The sequence below is a fragment of the Nocardioides ureilyticus genome (assembly GCF_051280745.1).
GTDB lineage: Bacteria > Actinomycetota > Actinomycetes > Propionibacteriales > Nocardioidaceae > Nocardioides.
Genome location: NZ_JBNCOG010000019.1, coordinates 1 through 16,044, shown reverse-complemented (window position 1 = coordinate 16,044; position 16,044 = coordinate 1). Strand labels below are relative to the sequence as shown.

The window sequence follows — 16,044 nt, the reverse complement described above, 5'->3', positions numbered from 1 at the left end:
CCGCACGGCCAACGAACGACGAGGACCCATGACCCGACAGGCCCGCACCACCGTCGTGCTCATCGCCGGCGGCGGCCGCAGCGGATCCACCCTGCTGGGCAACGCGCTCGGCAGCGTCCCCGGCGCGGTCAGCGCCGGCGAGATCAAGCTGGGCCTGCGGCGCGGGCTCGTCGAGGACGGCCACTGCGGGTGCCGGGAGCCGGTCCGCAGCTGCCCGGTCTGGCTGCCCGCGTTCGAGATGGTCTTCGGCTCCGTCCCCACGACCGCGGAGGCCGACGAGCTGGACCGCCGGATCGCCCGGCTCGTGCGCACCCGCCGGGTCCCGTGGTGGCTGGCCGGTCGCCCGAGCGCCGAGGCCGACGAGCTGGCCGACGTGCTCGGCCGCCTGATCACGGCCGTCGCGGAGGTCAGCGGCGCGTCGGTGGTCGTCGACTCCTCCAAGCTCCCCGCCTACGGCGCGCTGCTCGAGCGCAGCCCGCTGCTCGACGTACGGATCGTGCACCTGGTCCGCGACCCCCGGGCGGTCGCCTGGTCCTGGCAGCGGCAGGCCGCCTCCCACCAGGTCGGTGGGTACGAGGAGGAGATGGAACGGTTCTCCCCGGTGAAGTCGGGCCTGATGTGGCTGGAGTCGAGCTCCTCGGTCCCGGCCCTGTGGCGCGACGACCCGGACAACCCGCTCGTCGTGCGCTACGAGGACCTCGTCGCCGACCCGGCCCGCGAGCTGGGCCGCGCCGCCGCACACGCGGGCCTCGAGGCCGACCTCTCGTTCGTCCGCGGCGACGGCCTGCACCTGGCGGCGTCGCACGCCGTGGCGGGCAACCCCAACCGCGTCCGGCTGGGGCCGGTGCAGCTGCGCCGGGACGACGAGTGGCAGACCGCGATGCCGCGCCGCGACCAGGCGGTGGTCTCGGCGATCACCGCGCCGAGGAGGCACCGCTATGGCTACTGAGGTCGCACCCGCAGCCGGCCCGCCGGCGGGCCCTGCCCCCGACCGCGGGCCCGACACCCGTGGCCGCCTCGTGGGCGTCGGCCTCGCGGTGGCGCTCGCCCTGGTCGCCGTCACGCTGCTGGCGACCACCAGCCACATCGTCACCGTGGCCGCGGGCGTCACCGCCGTCGTCGTCCTGGTCGCCGCCGGGCTCTCCGCGTGGCGCTCGTTCGCGGTCTTCACCTGCGGCGCGATCGTGGCCCGCCCGCTCCTGGACCTCGCGGCCGGCCCGCGCAGCGCCGGCCTCGCGCTGACCGACGTCTTCGGCGGCGCGGTGCTCCTCGTCTCGCTCGTCTGGCTCTGGTTCAACCGCGGCGACCTCGCCGACCGGCTCCGGGTGCCCCTGGTCCGCGCCGCGCTCGCCATGCTCCTGGTCATGGCGCTCAGCGCCTTCGCCGCGCCGCACATCACCGGCGCCGCGCAGGTGGTGCTCCGCTTCGCCGCCGGCGTCGCGGCGTTCCTCGTGCTCGACCTGCTGCTGCACCGCCGGAAGCTCACCCCCGCCCGGCTCCTCGGGGTGCTCGGGCTCGCCTACGTCGTCCCGCTGCTCTTCCCGCTGCTCGGCCTGGTCGGCGTGCCGGTCGCCCACGAGAAGGACGGCGTCACCGCGCTCAAGTCGGTCTTCTACCTCTCCAACAACTACGGGCACTTCCTCGTCCCGCTGGTGATCGTCAGCGCCGCGTGGTTCATCCGCTCCCGCGGCCGGGTCCGGTGGTACGCCGGGGCGCTGCTGCTCCTCGCCGCCGTCGAGCTGCTCGGCACCCAGACCCGGGGCGCCTGGTTCGCCGCCCTCATCGGCCTCGGCTGCGTCGGCATGCTGCTCAGCCGCCGGTTCGTCCTCGGTGCCGCCGTCGCGGCGGTGCTCGTCGTCCTCTTCGTCCCGGCGGTCAACGACCGGCTGACCTCGCTCGAGCCGGGCAACGCGCCGCCGCGCAACGAGAGCTCGCTCGCCTGGCGCTTCGGCCACTGGGAGCAGCTCCTCCCGCTGTCGATGGAGGAGCCGCTGCTCGGCCTCGGCCCCGACGAGTCCGTGGTCCTCACCGGCAAGGAGCCGCACAACGACTACGTCCGGGCCCTGGTCGAGACCGGCGTGCTCGGGCTCGCCGCCTACCTGTGGTTCCTCCTGCAGCTGGTGATGGTCGCCGGCCGGGCCATCCTGCGCGTCGGCGGCACCCCGCTCCACCGCTACCTCGGCTTCCTCGGGCTGCGGCCCGACCCTGGCCCGGAGACCTCCGACGCGCGGGGCGACGCGCTCCCCGCCGCCGGCGTGGTCGCCGGGCCGCTCACCCAGGCGACCGTCGCCGGCCTCGGCACCTACACGCTCGGCGTGGTGATCGCCTCGGTCGCCGAGAACCTCATCGACAACGTGACCTTCCTGTGGGTGCTGATGCCGTGCGCCGCGATCCTGGTCCACGTCACCGAGGCCCGCGGCCGGATCACGGTCGACCCGCGGCCGGCGGCCAGCCCCGCGGACGACCCCGCGGACGACCCGGTCGGCAGCCGGTGACCAGCTCGCTGCTGCCCCCGGTCTCCCGGCGGGCCGGCCACCTTGCCCGACGGCAGCTGACCCGGCTGGTGCCCGGCCCGCGCGAGTACCCGGCGTACTCGATCGTGGGAGCGAAGCGCGCCGGCACCACCTCGCTCGACGAGTACCTCGTCGACCACCCGCTGGTGCTCAGGGGACTGGTCGAGAAGGGCTGCCGCTACTACGACGTCAACTACGAGCGCGGACCGGCGTGGTTCCGGCGGCACCTGCCGCCCACGTCGTACGTCGACCGGCTCGAGCGGCGCCTCGGCGGGCGGCCGCTGGTGGGGGAGTCCAGCCCCTACTACGCCTACCACCCCGAGGCGGCGGCCCGGATGGCCGCCGACGTCCCCGGCATCCGGGTCTTCTTCGTGCTGCGCGACCCCGTGCAGCGGGCCTGGTCGCACCACCGGTACGAGACCGCACGCGGCTTCGAGACGCTGGACTTCCAGGCGGCGCTGGAGCAGGAGGAGGCGCGGCTGACCCGTGGCTCGGTGGCGGAGCGGGCGTTCGCGCACCGGCACTTCAGCTACCTCGGCCGCAGCCGGTACGGCGCGCAGCTGGAGCGGCTGCACCGGGTCTTCGGACCCGAGCAGGTGCTCGTGCTGCAGAGCGAGCGGCTCTTCGCCGAGCCGGCCGCGGTGATGGCCCGGGCCTTCGCGCACCTCGGGCTCGAGCCGCACCACCAGGCCGACTACCGCGCGCACAAGGCGCTGGTCCAGGGATCGGGCGAGGCGCCGCTGCCGCCGGGCTCGGAGGCGTGGCTGCGCGAGCGGCTAGCCGACGACCGGGCGCTGCTCACCGGGCTCGTCGACCTCGAGCCAGTCTGGCCCTGACTCCGCGTCCTGTCCTTCGCCCGACCCCCGGCTCAGCCAGGCCGCCTCGGGCCAGGCCTCGAGGGGGTCCCGGTTCGCGGGGTTGCGCAGCCGGTCGAGCAGCTCCTCCCACGAGCCGATCGGCGGGGCGCCGGCGTCGGGCTCGGCGAGCCCGGCCGCGAAGAAGCCGAGCAGCTCCTCACGCGCGAGCCGCTCGGCCCGCGCCATCCGTGCGGTGTGGTACAGGCGCTGGTCGAGCGGGTCGATGACGTAGTCGCTGCTCTCGATGCAGCGCCGGCCCGAGAGGTACATCAACGCCAGGCGGTGGCAGCCGTCCATCGGGATCCACCGGTCCTCCGCCAGCGCCCGGCCCCCGACGGAGACCCCCGCCGGGACCAGCGCGACCGTCACCGGGTGGCGCCGGTCGAACCCGTGCCGCTCGACGCTGCGGTAGAGCTGGACGCCGCGCATCACCATCTGCTCGAAGACCTTGTCGCGCACCGACGGCGGCGCGCCGCGCAGGGCCAGCACGTCGGAGAGCACCTCGTCGAACCAGAGCCGGTAGCGGCTGGCGTTCGCGAGCTCCAGGAACGCCGGGAAGTCCCGCTCGACCGGCACCGGGTGGTCCCGGATGAGGCGGAAGATGTCGACCCGGGCGAGGACGTCGTAGCGGAACGGGCTGATCAGCTGCTCGATCTCGATCCGCGCCGAGCCCAGGGTGAGGGAGCGGACGTGCCAGCGGTTGCGCAGCTTGCGCAGCACGGGGAGCCGGGTGGCGGCGGTCCGCTTGAGCATCTGCCCCCGGTAGCGCAGCTGCCGGCGCTCGGTCCGCGTGAGCCCGAAGGGCAGCACGACCGCGAGGTAGCAGGCGAGCACGATCAACCCCGCCAGCAGCAGGCGGAGCGCCCACGCGGACGGCAGCAGGTCGTCGACGGCCAGCACCGCCAGGCCGCCGAGGGCGGCTCCGGCCAGCGAGACGGCCTGTGGCCGGCCGAACGGCCAGCGGTCCACCGCCAGGCGGCGGACGGCGACGATGCGCACCAGGCCGGGCACCAGCAGCACGACCGACCACGCGATGGCCGCGCCGACGATCCCGATGCGCGGCACCAGCACGATGTTGAGCACGACGTTGGTGACCAGCGCCGAGACGTTGATGATCATGTTGAGGCGGTTGTGGCCGGTCTGGTTGAGGACCACCGCCGAGGGAGCGGCGAGGGCCTCGATGACGGCGCCGACGGCCAGCACGTGGATGACCACGATCCCCGCCTCGAAGTCACCGCCGAACGCGCTGAGGGCGGCGCCCGGGACGACGACGACGCCCACGAGGAGCGGCACGGTCAGCCGCCAGGTCCACCGCACGACGCCGAGGTAGCGCTCGGAGAGACCACGGCGGTCCCCGAGCTCGTGGGCGTGGGCCACCCGGGGCGCCATCGCGGTCGTCAGCGGAGTGATCATCAGCATCGCGGCGAGCACGATCCGGGTGGCGACCTGGTAGACGCCGACGTCCTCCGCGGAGGCGAGCACACCGAGGATGAGGACGTCGGCCCAGAGCAGCCCCTGGGTCGCCAGCGAGGCCACCCAGCTGACCGAGGCGAACCGGAGCAGCTCGCCCCACGGGACGCGGACGCCGGGGGAGACCCGCCGCATGGTCCGGCGCAGCGCCACCACCGCGGCCATGCTGGCCACCGCGCTGGCCACCGGCAGGGAGGCGGTCACGGCGTCCAGGCCGGCGCCTGCGGCGATGGCAGCCACCACCAGGCCCAGGCGCAGCAGGGGCTCCAGGGTGAGCCCGATGCCGGCGTAGGCCCGCATCGAGGAGAAGCCCTGCGTGGCCGCGAGCGAGGTGTCCATGAGCACGGCGAAGGGCAGGCTCAGTGCCACCAGCCGCAGCGGTACGACGAGGGCCGCATTGTCGAAGAGCTCCCGCGCCAACGGGCCCGCGGCCAGCGCCAGCGCACCGCCGAGCACGGTCGCGCAGACGGTCGGCAGCGCGACGCCGAGCAGGACCGAGCCGCGCAGCCCCTCCCCGTCGCCGCGAGCCCGGTGGCCTGCGACGAACTTCGTCAGCGCCACCCGCATGCCGAGCCCGCAGACGAGGACGAGGATGGCCCGGAGCGCGAAGGCGATCGAGAAGAGCCCGACCGCGCTGTTGCCGAGGCCGCGGGCGATGGCTGCCAGCAGGACGAAGTTGCACAGCGTGGTGACCGCGGTGCCGATCACCGTGCGGCCGCTGTCGCGCCCCAGGCCCGCGGTCCTGGCCGCGCCGCTGCTGGCCGGTGCGCCCCCCGTGGGGGTGCTGACGACGCCGCTCATCGCTGGCTCATCCCTGGCTCACTCCCGGCTCATCCGACCGACCGGCGGCCCGCCGCGGCCAGGTAGACCTGCTCCAGCTCGTCGGTGCACCGGTCCCAGTCGTACCGGGCGAGCACGTCGTCGGCCAGGACGCCGGCGGCGCGCCGCTCGCCGTCGAGGTCGGCCAGCGCCGTGCTGAGCGCGCGGACCAGGTCGGCGCGGTCGTCGGTGGCGAAGACCCGGGCGCCCGGGCGGTCGCCGCCGACCACCTCGAGGTGCGGCGGGATGTCGCTGACCACCGAGGGCAGCCGGCTGCCGACCGCCTCCAGGAGCGTGAGCGGGAGGCCCTCGAGCGCCGAGGGCTGGACGAAGAGGCCGGCGCTGGAGAAGTAGCCGTCGAGCTCGTCGCCGAACGCGTAGCCCGGCATCAGCACCCGGTCGTCGGCGGCGGCGAGGGCGTGGAGCTCCTCGACGTACTCGTCGGTGTAGCTGGAGCCACCGACCACGACCAGCCGCAGGTCGGTGGGCACGTCCGCCCAGGCGCGGATGAGGAGGTCGGGGCGCTTCTCGGGCACCAGGCGGCCGACGAAGAGCACGTACCGGCCGGGCTCCACCCCGGCGTCGCGGGCCGCGGCGGACAGCTCGGCCCGGGGCCGCGGGCTCGTCCCGTTGGGGATGTAGGTGCACTCGCGGCCGTAGCGGGCGGCGTAGTGGTCCTTGAGGGTTGCACTCACCGTCACGGTGCGGTGGGGGACCCGCGCCGAGAGCCACGTCGCGCCGCGGAGCATCGCCCGCGCCCCACGCCCCCACTTGTCCCGCTCCGCGTCCAGGCCGTGGATGGTCTGCACGACGGCTGCGTGCGAGACGGCGCGGGGCAGCGGCGCGGCGACGCCGGGGCCGACGGCGTGGTAGTGCAGGACGTCGTGGCGGGCGTGCATCGCGGCCACCGTGGACAGGCCCGCGTGCGCGAGGGCCTCGAGGCTGCGGGAGGCGACCGACGGGACCTGTACGACCGTCATGCCGTGGTGCGTGGTGGTCCCGCGCTGGCCGCTGTAGCCGCGCTGGGAGTAGACCGTGACCTCGTGGCCGCGCTCGACGAGCCGGCGGCCCACCTGCTCGACGTGGTGCTCGATCCCGCCGAACGTCGCCGGCAGGCCTCGGGTCCCGAGCATCGCGATGCGCAGGCTCATGCCGCGACCCTCTTCCGCTCGGCGGCGCGGGCGTAGAGCGCCCGCAGGCCCGCCAGGTGGACCGGTACGGCGAAGGTCGCCGAGGCCCGCTCGCGGGCGAGCGCGCCCATCCGGTGGGCGCGGGCGGGGTCCAGCGCCAGGTCGGCGAGCGCCTCGGCCAGCGCGGCGGCGTCGTCGTGCGGCACCAGCCGGCCCGTGGCGCCGTCCTCGATCAGCTCGGGCAGGCCGCCGAGCTCGGTGGTGACGACCGGGCGTCCGGTGCCGAAGGCCTCGAGGATCGTCATCGGCTGGTTCTCGTACCACCGCGACGGCACGGTGACCACGGCCGAGGCGCGCATCAGCCGGTGCACCTCCGGGCCGGCCACCCGGCCCAGGAAGCGGACCCGGTCGCCGAGGCCGAGGTCCGCCGCACGCTGCTCGAGCGCGGGTCGGTCGGGGCCGTCGCCGGCGATCGTGAGCGTCAGCTCGCGCGGCAGCCGGGCGACCGCGTCGAGGAGCACGTCGACGCCCTTCTCGTGGGAGAGCCGGCCGGCGAAGAGGATGCCGTTGCCGGGCTGCTCGGCCGGCTCCACCTCGGTGAGGTCGGCGAAGTGCGGCAGGTGCACCAGCCGGTCGGGGTAGACCCGGCCCTCGGCCATCTTCTGCTGCATGAACGCGCTGGGGCAGATGAACACGTCGACCGCGCCGTACGCCCCGAGCGCGGTGTGCAGGCTCATCTCCACCGAGGCGAGCACGCTCCCCGACGCCGACCCCCGGTTGCAGCGCCGGACCGCCGCCTGGTGGAACTTGCGCGGCAGGCAGGCCTCGCAGATCTTCCCGTGGTCGAGGAACTGGTACGTCGGGCAGACCAGCTTGTAGTCGTGCAGCGTCATCACTGCGGGGATGCCCCGCTTGGCGAGCGGGCGCAGGACCGAGGGGGAGAGCTGGTGGTAGATGTTGTGCAGGTGCACGACGTCGGGGCGGACCCGGTCCAGCACCTGCTCGATCCCCGCCCGGGCGGAGGGCCGGTAGAGCACGCCTGCCGCCGACGTCACCCGGCCGCGGAGGCCCTCGGGAGGCGGGTTCAGCTCCATCCGCGGCGCGAAGGTGTCGGCGTTCGGGTCGGGCTGGTTGTCCGGGTGCTCCATCGACCAGAACGACACCTCGTCGCCGGCGGCGCGCTGCAGCTCGGCGACGTCGAGCATGTACGACTCGGCGCCGCCACGGCGGTAGAGGAACTTGTTCACATGGAGCACGCGCACGGGGTTCTCGTCTCCTTCGATTCGGTCAGATCGGCTGTGCCGGTCCAGGGGGCCGGCTCACGGTGCCGACTCCAGCGGTGGGGCCCACGGCGCCAGGCGTTCGCCGGCGCCGCCGATGGTGCTCGGGCCGTTGTCGGCGACGACCTCCAGAGCACCGTAGATCTCCACCAGGTCCTCGAGGAACTGCCGCTGGTCGCCGGAGGCCGCATCGAGGTCGCCGGCGAGGTCGAAGCCCCACGCGTCGCGGAACTCCTCGATCACCCGGCCCTGGGGACCCCACTCGGTCGCGAACGCCACCGTGGACCGGGCGGTGTCGTCGACGACGTACGCCCCGTAGCCCTGCAGCGTCCGGGCGAGGATCCGCGCCGGCTCCGAGTCCAACCCGTCGACGTCGAAGTCCACCGGCAGGGCCAGCAGCGAGCCCATCTGGGCCTCCGGCTCCTGGCCGCCGTAGCGCCAGACCGTGCGGTCGGCGTTCCACGCCGGCCAGCGGTGGCCACCGGCGTGGCGGGAGAGGTACTCGTCGGCCCACAGCTCGATCTTCAGCACGTGGGGGATCACCTCTGCGCCGGGCACCCACTCGCCCAGCCGGATGGTCCCGCCGAGCGCCGAGAGGTCCGAGCCGCCGTGCGAGCCGGGGGCCCCACGGCCGTCGGAGCGCAGTGAGCCCTCGCGCCACGCCTCGGGCGCGTACTGCGAGACGACGGTCCCGTCGGCGCAGACGTGCAACGGCTGGGTCTCCAGCACGGTGCCGTCGGGCATGAGGATCGCCGCCGAGTGGTTCGGGGTGGACCCGACGTACCCGGGGTCGGTGTGCCAGCCCTCCGGGATCGGTACGGCGGGCGCCAGCACACGGCCGGTGGTCGAGTCGCAGCGCGACCGGCCCGACCAGGCCGCGTCGTGCTCGAGCAGGGGCCGCGGGGGGCTGTCGGGTGCCATGACGATGAGGTCCTCCTCGACCGCGAGCGTCTGCTCCGGAGGCGCCACGGGCAGCGGCACCCGCTCGCCTTCGGCGCCGAGGGGGTGGTTCCAGATCGAGGTCGGCGCGTACGGCCAGGTCCGCGGGTCGCGTGGGCCGTGGCTCTCAGCGCCTTGCGCGTCGTCGTGGGCGGTGGAGCAGGCCGCAGTGAGCGCGGCCGCCACCAGAGCGGTGGCGGCCGCGCCCGTGCGCAGGCGGCTGTGCCTTCTCAATGCTGCTGGTCAGCCCGCGGCGACGCTGAACGACGTCCAGGGCTTGTCGGACTTGTTGCCGGCGGCGTCGAAGGCGACGACGTCGGAGCCGTACTTGCCGGGGTCGAGGGCGAGGTCGATGGACCAGTCGGTGGTGGTGGCGCCGGGGTTGGCGAGGGTGACGGGGATGCGTCGGGCGCCGTCGCCCCAGGTGCCGTCGGGGCGCAGCCACAGGCCGGTGCTGTTGTCGCGGACCTGGACGAAGACGCGGTCGACGCCCTGGTCGTCGGAGGCGGTGCCGCGGAACGCCACCGGGCTGCCGACCGTCGCGCCCTGCTCCGGGCTGCTGGTGCTGACCGTCGGCGCCGTGGTGTCGGCACTGCCGACGCTGAACGACGTCCAGGGCTTGTCGGACTTGTTGCCGGCGGCGTCGAAGGCGACGACGTCGGAGCCGTACTTGCCGGGGTCGAGGGCGAGGTCGATGGACCAGTCGGTGGTGGTGGCGCCGGGGTTGGCGAGGGTGACGGGGATGCGTCGGGCGCCGTCGCCCCAGGTGCCGTCGGGGCGCAGCCACAGGCCGGTGCTGTTGTCGCGGACCTGGACGAAGACGCGGTCGACGCCCCGGTCGTCGGACGCGGTGCCGGAGTAGGTGACCGGCGAGGGGACGGTCTGGCCGCCCTGCGGGGTGCTGACCGAGATCGTCGGCGCGGTGGTGTCGGCGGTCTCGCCGGTGCCGACGGTGAAGCCGGTCCAGGGCTTGTCGGACTTGTTGCTGGCGGCGTCGAAGGCGACGACGTCGGAGCCGTACTTGCCGGGGTCGAGGGCGAGGTCGATGGACCAGTCGGTGGTGGTGGCGCCGGGGTTGGCGAGGGTGACGGGGATGCGTCGGGCGCCGTCGCCCCAGGTGCCGTCGGGGCGCAGCCACAGGCCGGTGCTGTTGTCGCGGACCTGGACGAAGACGCGGTCGACGCCCCGGTCGTCGGACGCGGTGCCGGAGTAGGTGACCGGCGAGGGGACGGTCTGGCCGCCCTGCGGGGTGCTGACCGAGATCGTCGGCGCGGTGGTGTCGGCGGTCTCGCCGGTGCCGACGGTGAACCCGGTCCACGGCCGGTTCGAGGGGATGTTCCCGGCCACGTCGAGCGCGACCACCTCGAAGCCGTACTTGCCGGGCTCCAGCGGCAGCTCGACCGACCAGCCGGTGCTCGCGGCGTACCGGTTCGCGAGGGTGGTCGGGACCCGGACGGCGCCGGATCCCCAGGTGCCGTCGGGGCGCAGCCACAGGCCGGTGTCGTTGTTCCGGACCTGGACGAAGACCTTGTCGACCGCGCGGTCGTCGGTCGCGGTGCCCCGGAGGGTCACCGGCGAGGGCAGGACCTGGCCCTGCTCCGGCGAGGTCACGGTGGCCGACGCCGGGGTCGTGTCCGCGGTGGTCGGGACGGAGGCGGTGGTGACGGCGTAGACCTGCCAGTCCGTCGAGCGGTCGCCCTCGACGAGGTTGCGGGCCTCGCTGAGGTAGGCGACGACCGATCCGTCGTTGCTCATCACGGGCCGGAACGACTGGCCGTCGGCGCCGCCGCCGAACCAGGACAGGCTCAGCAGGGTGGTCTTCCCGGTCGATCGGTCGCGCAGGAACACGTCGCCGGACGAGTTGCGGTCGTTGTCGGTCAGCGTGGTCGCGAAGCTGTTGAAGGTGGTGTAGCGGCCGTCGTCGGTGATGAACCCGCGGAGGCTGTCGCCGTTGCTGTCGCCACCCGTGGTGGAGACGGTCTGCCGCTCCATGGCGCCGGTGGTCCGGTCCCAGACGTAGACGTCGCTGTAGGTGTCGGTGTCGCTGCTGACGAGCGGGTCGTAGGTGTTGAGCACGACGTAGCGCGCGTCGGGGGAGAGGTAGGGCCGGGCTCCGCCGATCGGCGCCGGTGACCCGTCGCTGCGCACGGTGACCCGCTGCGTCGTGCCGGCGGCCAGGTCACGGATGAAGACGCTCTCGACGTCGGGGTTGGTGCCGCCGACGAGGTCGGTGGCGAAGGAGCCGAAGGCGACGAAGCGGCCGTCGGCGCTCACCATGCCGCGGTAGCTGCGCTTGTTGCCGACGCCTCCGTCGGTGGCCACGCTGACGAGCGTGGTGGTGCCCGCCGCCCGGTCGCGGAGGAAGACCTGCTCCTGGCCGTTGCCGCCCTCCGGCGTGAGGTTGCTGGCGTAGGAGCTGAACGCGACGTAGCGGCCGTCGGGGGAGATCATCGGCCGGCTCGAGGCGCCGTTCGCGGGCTGCTCCGAGGAGCTGACGCTGACCAGCTCCGTGGTCCCTGCCGCCATGTCCCGGACGTAGACGGCGCGGGCCCGGGCGGTGGGGGTGGACAGGTCGAACTGGTCGGAGACGAAGGCGACCAGGTTGCCGTCGTCGGAGGGCCAGGAGAAGCTGCTCCACTCGTTCGCCGGCGCCCCGGAGGAGGTGGCGCTCACGAGCTGGGTGGTGCCCGTGGTGAGGTCGCGCCGGTAGACGCGGCGCTCGGGGTAGGGGATGCCGCCCGTCAGGTTCGTGGCGTTCGAGTCGAAGGTGACGTACCGGCCGTTGCCGCTGATCTGGGGCCGGTCGGCCCACCCGTCGGCGGGTCCGCCGTCGGCGGCGGCCGAGACCAGGGTGGTGTCCGGGCCGCCGGACTCGGCCGCGGCGGGTGGTGCGGTGGCGGCGACCGTGCCGAGCGAGAGCGCCAGGGCGGTCACCGGTGCGAGCAGCCGGGTGCGGAGGGACGTCATGGGAATCAACAGCTTTCCGGGTCGGTGGAGCCTGGGGGGGTTGTGACACCGGGTGGGGTGTGGGTGCGGCCTCAGTAGGCGCCGCGGGAGCCGAAGACGGCCCCGAAGGTCTTGGCGAGGATCGAGAGGTCCTGCACCATCGACCAGTTGTCGACGTAGTAGAGGTCCAGCCGGATCGCCTCGGACCAGGAGAGGTCGGAGCGGCCGGAGACCTGCCACAGTCCGGTCATGCCGGGGCGGACGTGGAGGCGGCGACGGGCGGCCGGGTCGTACTTCTCCACCTCCAGCGGCAGCGGCGGGCGAGGTCCGACGAGGCTCATGTCGCCGCGCAGGACGTTGATGAGCTGCGGCAGCTCGTCGAGGGAGTAGCGGCGCAGGATCGCACCCGGGCCGGTGATCCGGGGGTCGTTCTTCATCTTGAACAGACCCTCCTGGTAGCCCTGCTGTGCGTGGAGCTCGGCGAGGCGCGCCTCCGCGTCGACCACCATCGTCCGGAACTTGAAGCACGAGAACTCGCGGCCGTCCTGCCCGGTGCGCGTCTGCCGGAAGAGGACCGGGCCGCGGTCGTGGACGAAGATCGCGAGGGCGGTGAAGAGGAAGATCGGCGCGAAGAGGAACAGCAGGGCCGCCGACCCGGCGATGTCGAAGAGCCGCTTGGCCCGTCGGGTCGCCTCGATGGAGCGCGGCGGGTCGATGTGCATCAGCGGCAGGCCACCGACGGGACGCACCCGGACGCGCTCGCGGGAGACGTCGGTGACGCTCGGGGCGACGACCACCTGGACCGGGTCGTTCTCGAGCTCCCACACCAGCGTGCGCATCTCGTCGGCCGAGGTCACCGCGCCGCCGGCGAGGAAGACGATGTCGGCCCCGGACTCGAGGATGGTCGCCACGGCGGCGTCGGTGGTCCCGAGCACCGGGACGCCGGAGTCGGTCTCCTCGACCCGCTCGTCGGCCGGCACGAGGGCCCCGAGGATCTGGTAGCCCAGCCACGACTCGCGGCGGAAGACTCCGGCGATCTCGTCGATGCACGACGGTGAACCGGCGATGAGGACGTTCTGCCGCAGCGCACCGGTGCGGCGAGCCTGGTGGAGGGCACGCCGCAGCAGCAGCCGCTCGACGCTCAGCAGCACCACGCCCAGGACGAAGGCCAGGAGGAAGAACCCGCGGGAGAGCTCGAACGAGGCGAGGTAGCAGCCGACACCGACGAGTCCCGCGGCCACGAAGCTCGCGTTGATGACCCGCTTGTACTCCTCGACCCCTGCACCGAAGACGTTGGTGCGGTAGCCGCCGAGGGCCGCGATCGTCAGCAGCCACCCACCCAGCATCAGCGGGCCGGCGACCCCGAGCGTGTGGGACACCTCCACCGACGGCGTGAACAGGCTGATCCGCTCCCGACCCATCGCCGCGGCGACCCCGACCCCGAGCAGCACCAACGCATCGAGCGCCAGGGCCGTGGTCGGCAGGTACTTGAGGGCTCGGGACGGCCTGGTCACCCCACGCCTCACCCGCTCACTCCTGAGCGATTCAATGGTCATGCGACACGCACTCCCCCACGAGTTGGTTGTGTCCGGGTTCGCTCCGCCCAGGTGGCGGTGGGTCGCACCCCGAGCCTGGACCCGCGCCCGTCGGCGGAATCTGCAGCGAGGGCCGTGTCCCTGGCCCTCTGCCAGCACTGAATGCCGGCTCTGGCGTTGTACCCGCTGGTGGAGCGTTAAACCTCCGACCCCGTTGTTCGCGCCGGTTTTACCTGCTGATTTCGTGGATGGCCCCCCGCTGGTCCGCGATTCCGAGGACAATGCGAAGCGTGACCTGGGTGATCGTCGGGCTGGTGGCGTGGTGTCTCGTGCCGCTGCCGCTCGCCGTCCTGATCGGCCGTCGGCTCAAGGCCGCTGACCAGCGCCTTTTCCTAGGATCGGTCTCTTCGTGGGAGCCGCTGACGGGCCCGCCCACCACGGACGAGACGCCGGGAGCCTCGCCCACCGACGACCGCGCGCCGGCCTGATCGGGGCCGTCGAGGCCGCCGAGGGACCCGATCTGGATTGCTGGTCCAGACCAGCGGTCCAGACGTGCTTGCGCGGACGGCGTGGATGTGCCTGAGAGGTCTCTTGGGCCTCGTCGAGCCCTCGTCGAGCCCTCGTCGAGCCTCGTCGCCGGAGGGCTCGCCCGGCCCTAGGGTGGTGCCATGAAGGTCTTGGTCACCGGCGGCGCCGGCTACATCGGCTCGATCACGTGCAAGGCGTTGGAGCAGGCCGGCCATGTCCCGGTCGTGCTCGACTCGCTGCTCACCGGCCCCCGCGCCTTCGTCGGGGACCGGGTCTTCTACGAGGGCGACATCGCCGACCGGAGCCTGCTCCGCCGGATCGCCGAGGAGCACCCGGACCTCGAGGCCACGATCCACATGGCGGCCCGCATCATCGTGCCCGAGTCGGTCGAGCAGCCGTACGAGTACTACCGCGACAACGTCGCCAAGTCGCTCGAGCTCTTCGACGAGCTCGACGGCCTCGGCCTCGGACGGGTGCTCTTCTCCAGCTCAGCCAGCCTCTACGCCACCAAGGGTGCCGACGCCTCGGGCGACGGCCAGCCGTTCGAGGTGACCGAGCAGGACCCGCTGACGCCCGGATCCCCGTACGCCCGGACCAAGCGGATGATGGAGCAGGTCCTCGAGGACATGGCCGCCGCCACCGACCTGCGCGCGATCATCCTGCGCTACTTCAACCCGATCGGCTCCGACCCGGACCTCGAGACCGGCATCTACGCCCGCGAGCCCTCCCACGTGCTGGGGCAGCTGGTGATGGCCGCCCGGGGGCAGAAGGACCGGTTCACCATCACCGGCGTCGAACACCCCACCCGCGACGGCACCGGCATCCGCGACTACGTCCACGTCTGGGACCTGGCACGTGCCCACGTCCGGGCCGTGGAGCGGTTCGACGACGTGCTCGCGCAGGAGCAGGCCACCAGCACGGTGATCAACGTCGGCACGGGCACGGGCGTCACCGTCCGGGAGCTCGTGGCGGCGTTCGAGGTGGTCTTCGGTGAGCAGGTGCCGCTCGGCGAGGCGCCTCCCCGGCCCGGTGACGCGGTCGGTGCGTTCGCGAACGTCGACAAGGCGCACCGACTGCTGGACTGGAAGGCCGAGCTGTCGCTGGAGGACGCCATCGCCTCCGCGCTCGCCTGGGGCGAGCGGCGTCGGGAGGTGCTCGGCTACGAGTGACCGGCGCCCGCCGTCGCACACCCGTCCGGGCGGCGAAGATGACTCGAACGGGCCATGGGGAATCCCGGGGCCGACCCCCACGATGGAGACATGCTCCTCGTCGCCGTGGTCGTCCTCCTCGCCTGGGTCGCCCTCGCGCTCCCCGTCGCGGTCCTCGTCGGCCGCGCGCTCGCGGCTGGCGACCCGGCGCGGCTCGACGCGCCGCGCCCCGCGCCGCACGTCGTCGCCTGAGTGCCCCTCGGCGTGAGCCGGTCGGTCAGCCCGGGCGTCGGCCGGACACGCCAGCGCCGGTGAGCACGAAGTCGACGAGGTCGGCCACCTGCGCCTGCACGACGACCTCGTCCACCGGCCGGTCCGCACCCGGCAGCAGGATGCGGTTCATCGTGACCGCGCCGTAGAGGCACAGCATCAGCGTCGTCGCCGGGAAGCCGACCGGGGCCTCGCCCCGCTCGACCGCCCGCTGCAGCAGCGGCAGCACCGCATCGGTGTGCTGTCGGGCGACCCGCTCACCCAGCCGTCCGAGCGTCGACGGTGACCCGGCCGCGTCGACGACCATCCGCAGGGTGGCCCACCCCGCCGGGTCGAGGTAGTGCCGGAACAGGTTCGTGGCCAGCGCCTCGAGGTCGCCCCGCAGCGTCCCCGTGTCGACCGCCTCGATCCCGCCCGCCCGCGACTCGACGGCGTCGAGGAGGAGGGCGTCCTTGTCGCGCCAGCGCAGGTAGACCGTCGACTTCCCGACGCCTGCCCGGCGCGCGACCGCGTCCATCGTGAAGCCGGCCCAGCCGCGCTCGCCGTACTCCTCGAGCGCGGCATCGAGGACCCGGGCCGCCACGTCCGGGTCCCGCGGGCGCCCGCGGG

Annotated in this window: 13 protein-coding genes; 6 read left to right on the top strand and 7 right to left on the bottom strand. The window is 73.7% G+C overall.

What is annotated here, in order from left to right:
* The first annotated feature begins 28 nt into the window (after window positions 1-28).
* From ACSMHG_RS12055 to ACSMHG_RS12045, 3 genes are read left to right on the top strand one after another with little or no spacing between them, the layout of a single operon-like run.
* Complete coding sequence (locus ACSMHG_RS12055) at window positions 29-949, top strand: sulfotransferase (RefSeq protein ID WP_435745245.1); 921 nt, start codon at window positions 29-31, stop codon at window positions 947-949.
* Entirely contained in the window at window positions 939-2,495 is a 1,557-nt protein-coding gene (locus ACSMHG_RS12050) for an O-antigen ligase family protein (protein WP_435745243.1), read from the top strand. The genes ACSMHG_RS12055 and ACSMHG_RS12050 overlap by 11 nt, the downstream gene beginning before the upstream one ends.
* The gene (locus tag ACSMHG_RS12045; RefSeq protein ID WP_435745241.1) at window positions 2,492-3,349 is read left to right on the top strand and encodes a sulfotransferase family protein; all 858 of its coding nucleotides are present in this window, start codon (window positions 2,492-2,494) and stop codon (window positions 3,347-3,349) included. The genes ACSMHG_RS12050 and ACSMHG_RS12045 overlap by 4 nt, the downstream gene beginning before the upstream one ends.
* Here ACSMHG_RS12045 and ACSMHG_RS12040 read toward each other — a convergent pair.
* The 6 genes from ACSMHG_RS12040 to ACSMHG_RS12015 form a co-directional block, all read right to left on the bottom strand.
* Window positions 3,290-5,641: an oligosaccharide flippase family protein gene (locus ACSMHG_RS12040; protein ID WP_435745239.1), complete on the bottom strand. Its 2,352-nt coding sequence runs from the start codon at window positions 5,639-5,641 to the stop codon at window positions 3,290-3,292. The genes ACSMHG_RS12045 and ACSMHG_RS12040 overlap by 60 nt on opposite strands.
* Before the next feature lie 29 nt (window positions 5,642-5,670).
* Window positions 5,671-6,810 (bottom strand): glycosyltransferase family 4 protein, encoded by a 1,140-nt coding sequence (locus tag ACSMHG_RS12035; RefSeq protein ID WP_435745237.1) that lies wholly within the window; start codon window positions 6,808-6,810, stop codon window positions 5,671-5,673.
* On the bottom strand, window positions 6,807-8,051 hold the full coding sequence (locus ACSMHG_RS12030) for a glycosyltransferase (RefSeq protein WP_435745235.1): 1,245 nt from the start codon (window positions 8,049-8,051) through the stop codon (window positions 6,807-6,809). The genes ACSMHG_RS12035 and ACSMHG_RS12030 overlap by 4 nt, the downstream gene beginning before the upstream one ends.
* Before the next feature lie 57 nt (window positions 8,052-8,108).
* Window positions 8,109-9,242, bottom strand: coding sequence for a hypothetical protein (locus ACSMHG_RS12025; protein WP_435745233.1), 1,134 nt, complete (start codon window positions 9,240-9,242; stop codon window positions 8,109-8,111).
* A gap of 9 nt (window positions 9,243-9,251) precedes the next feature.
* A complete protein-coding gene (locus ACSMHG_RS12020) occupies window positions 9,252-11,975 on the bottom strand; it encodes an Ig-like domain-containing protein (protein ID WP_435745232.1) in 2,724 nt (907 codons plus the stop codon).
* A 71-nt stretch (window positions 11,976-12,046) separates the two neighbouring features.
* Window positions 12,047-13,468: a sugar transferase gene (locus ACSMHG_RS12015; protein ID WP_435745230.1), complete on the bottom strand. Its 1,422-nt coding sequence runs from the start codon at window positions 13,466-13,468 to the stop codon at window positions 12,047-12,049.
* A 311-nt stretch (window positions 13,469-13,779) separates the two neighbouring features.
* Here ACSMHG_RS12015 and ACSMHG_RS12010 point away from each other — a divergent pair, with 311 nt between their 5' ends.
* From ACSMHG_RS12010 to ACSMHG_RS12000, 3 genes are all read left to right on the top strand, one after another.
* Entirely contained in the window at window positions 13,780-13,977 is a 198-nt protein-coding gene (locus tag ACSMHG_RS12010; protein WP_435745228.1) for a hypothetical protein, read from the top strand.
* Window positions 13,978-14,157: 180 nt separating this feature from the next.
* Entirely contained in the window at window positions 14,158-15,186 is a 1,029-nt protein-coding gene (galE, locus tag ACSMHG_RS12005) for a UDP-glucose 4-epimerase GalE (RefSeq protein WP_435745226.1), read from the top strand.
* A 90-nt stretch (window positions 15,187-15,276) separates the two neighbouring features.
* Window positions 15,277-15,417 carry a hypothetical protein gene (locus tag ACSMHG_RS12000; protein WP_435745224.1) on the top strand — a complete coding sequence of 47 codons (141 nt, stop codon included), beginning with the start codon at window positions 15,277-15,279 and terminating at the stop codon, window positions 15,415-15,417.
* 25 nt (window positions 15,418-15,442) lie between these two features.
* Here ACSMHG_RS12000 and ACSMHG_RS11995 read toward each other — a convergent pair.
* A partial coding sequence (locus ACSMHG_RS11995) for a TetR/AcrR family transcriptional regulator (protein ID WP_435745222.1) occupies window positions 15,443-16,044 on the bottom strand: 602 nt, incomplete at its 5' end.

Excerpts from the sequence above, each read along its gene's own strand:
- ACSMHG_RS12055 (WP_435745245.1), top strand. The coding sequence starts at position 29 with ATGACCCGACAGGCCCGCACCACCGTCGTGCTCATCGCCGGCGGCGGC.
- ACSMHG_RS12050 (WP_435745243.1), top strand. The coding sequence starts at position 939 with ATGGCTACTGAGGTCGCACCCGCAGCCGGCCCGCCGGCGGGCCCTGCC.
- ACSMHG_RS12040 (WP_435745239.1), bottom strand. The coding sequence starts at position 5,641 with ATGAGCGGCGTCGTCAGCACCCCCACGGGGGGCGCACCGGCCAGCAGC.
- ACSMHG_RS12035 (WP_435745237.1), bottom strand. The coding sequence starts at position 6,810 with ATGAGCCTGCGCATCGCGATGCTCGGGACCCGAGGCCTGCCGGCGACG.
- ACSMHG_RS12020 (WP_435745232.1), bottom strand. The coding sequence starts at position 11,975 with ATGACGTCCCTCCGCACCCGGCTGCTCGCACCGGTGACCGCCCTGGCG.
- galE (WP_435745226.1), top strand. The coding sequence starts at position 14,158 with ATGAAGGTCTTGGTCACCGGCGGCGCCGGCTACATCGGCTCGATCACG.
- ACSMHG_RS12000 (WP_435745224.1), top strand. The coding sequence starts at position 15,277 with ATGCTCCTCGTCGCCGTGGTCGTCCTCCTCGCCTGGGTCGCCCTCGCG.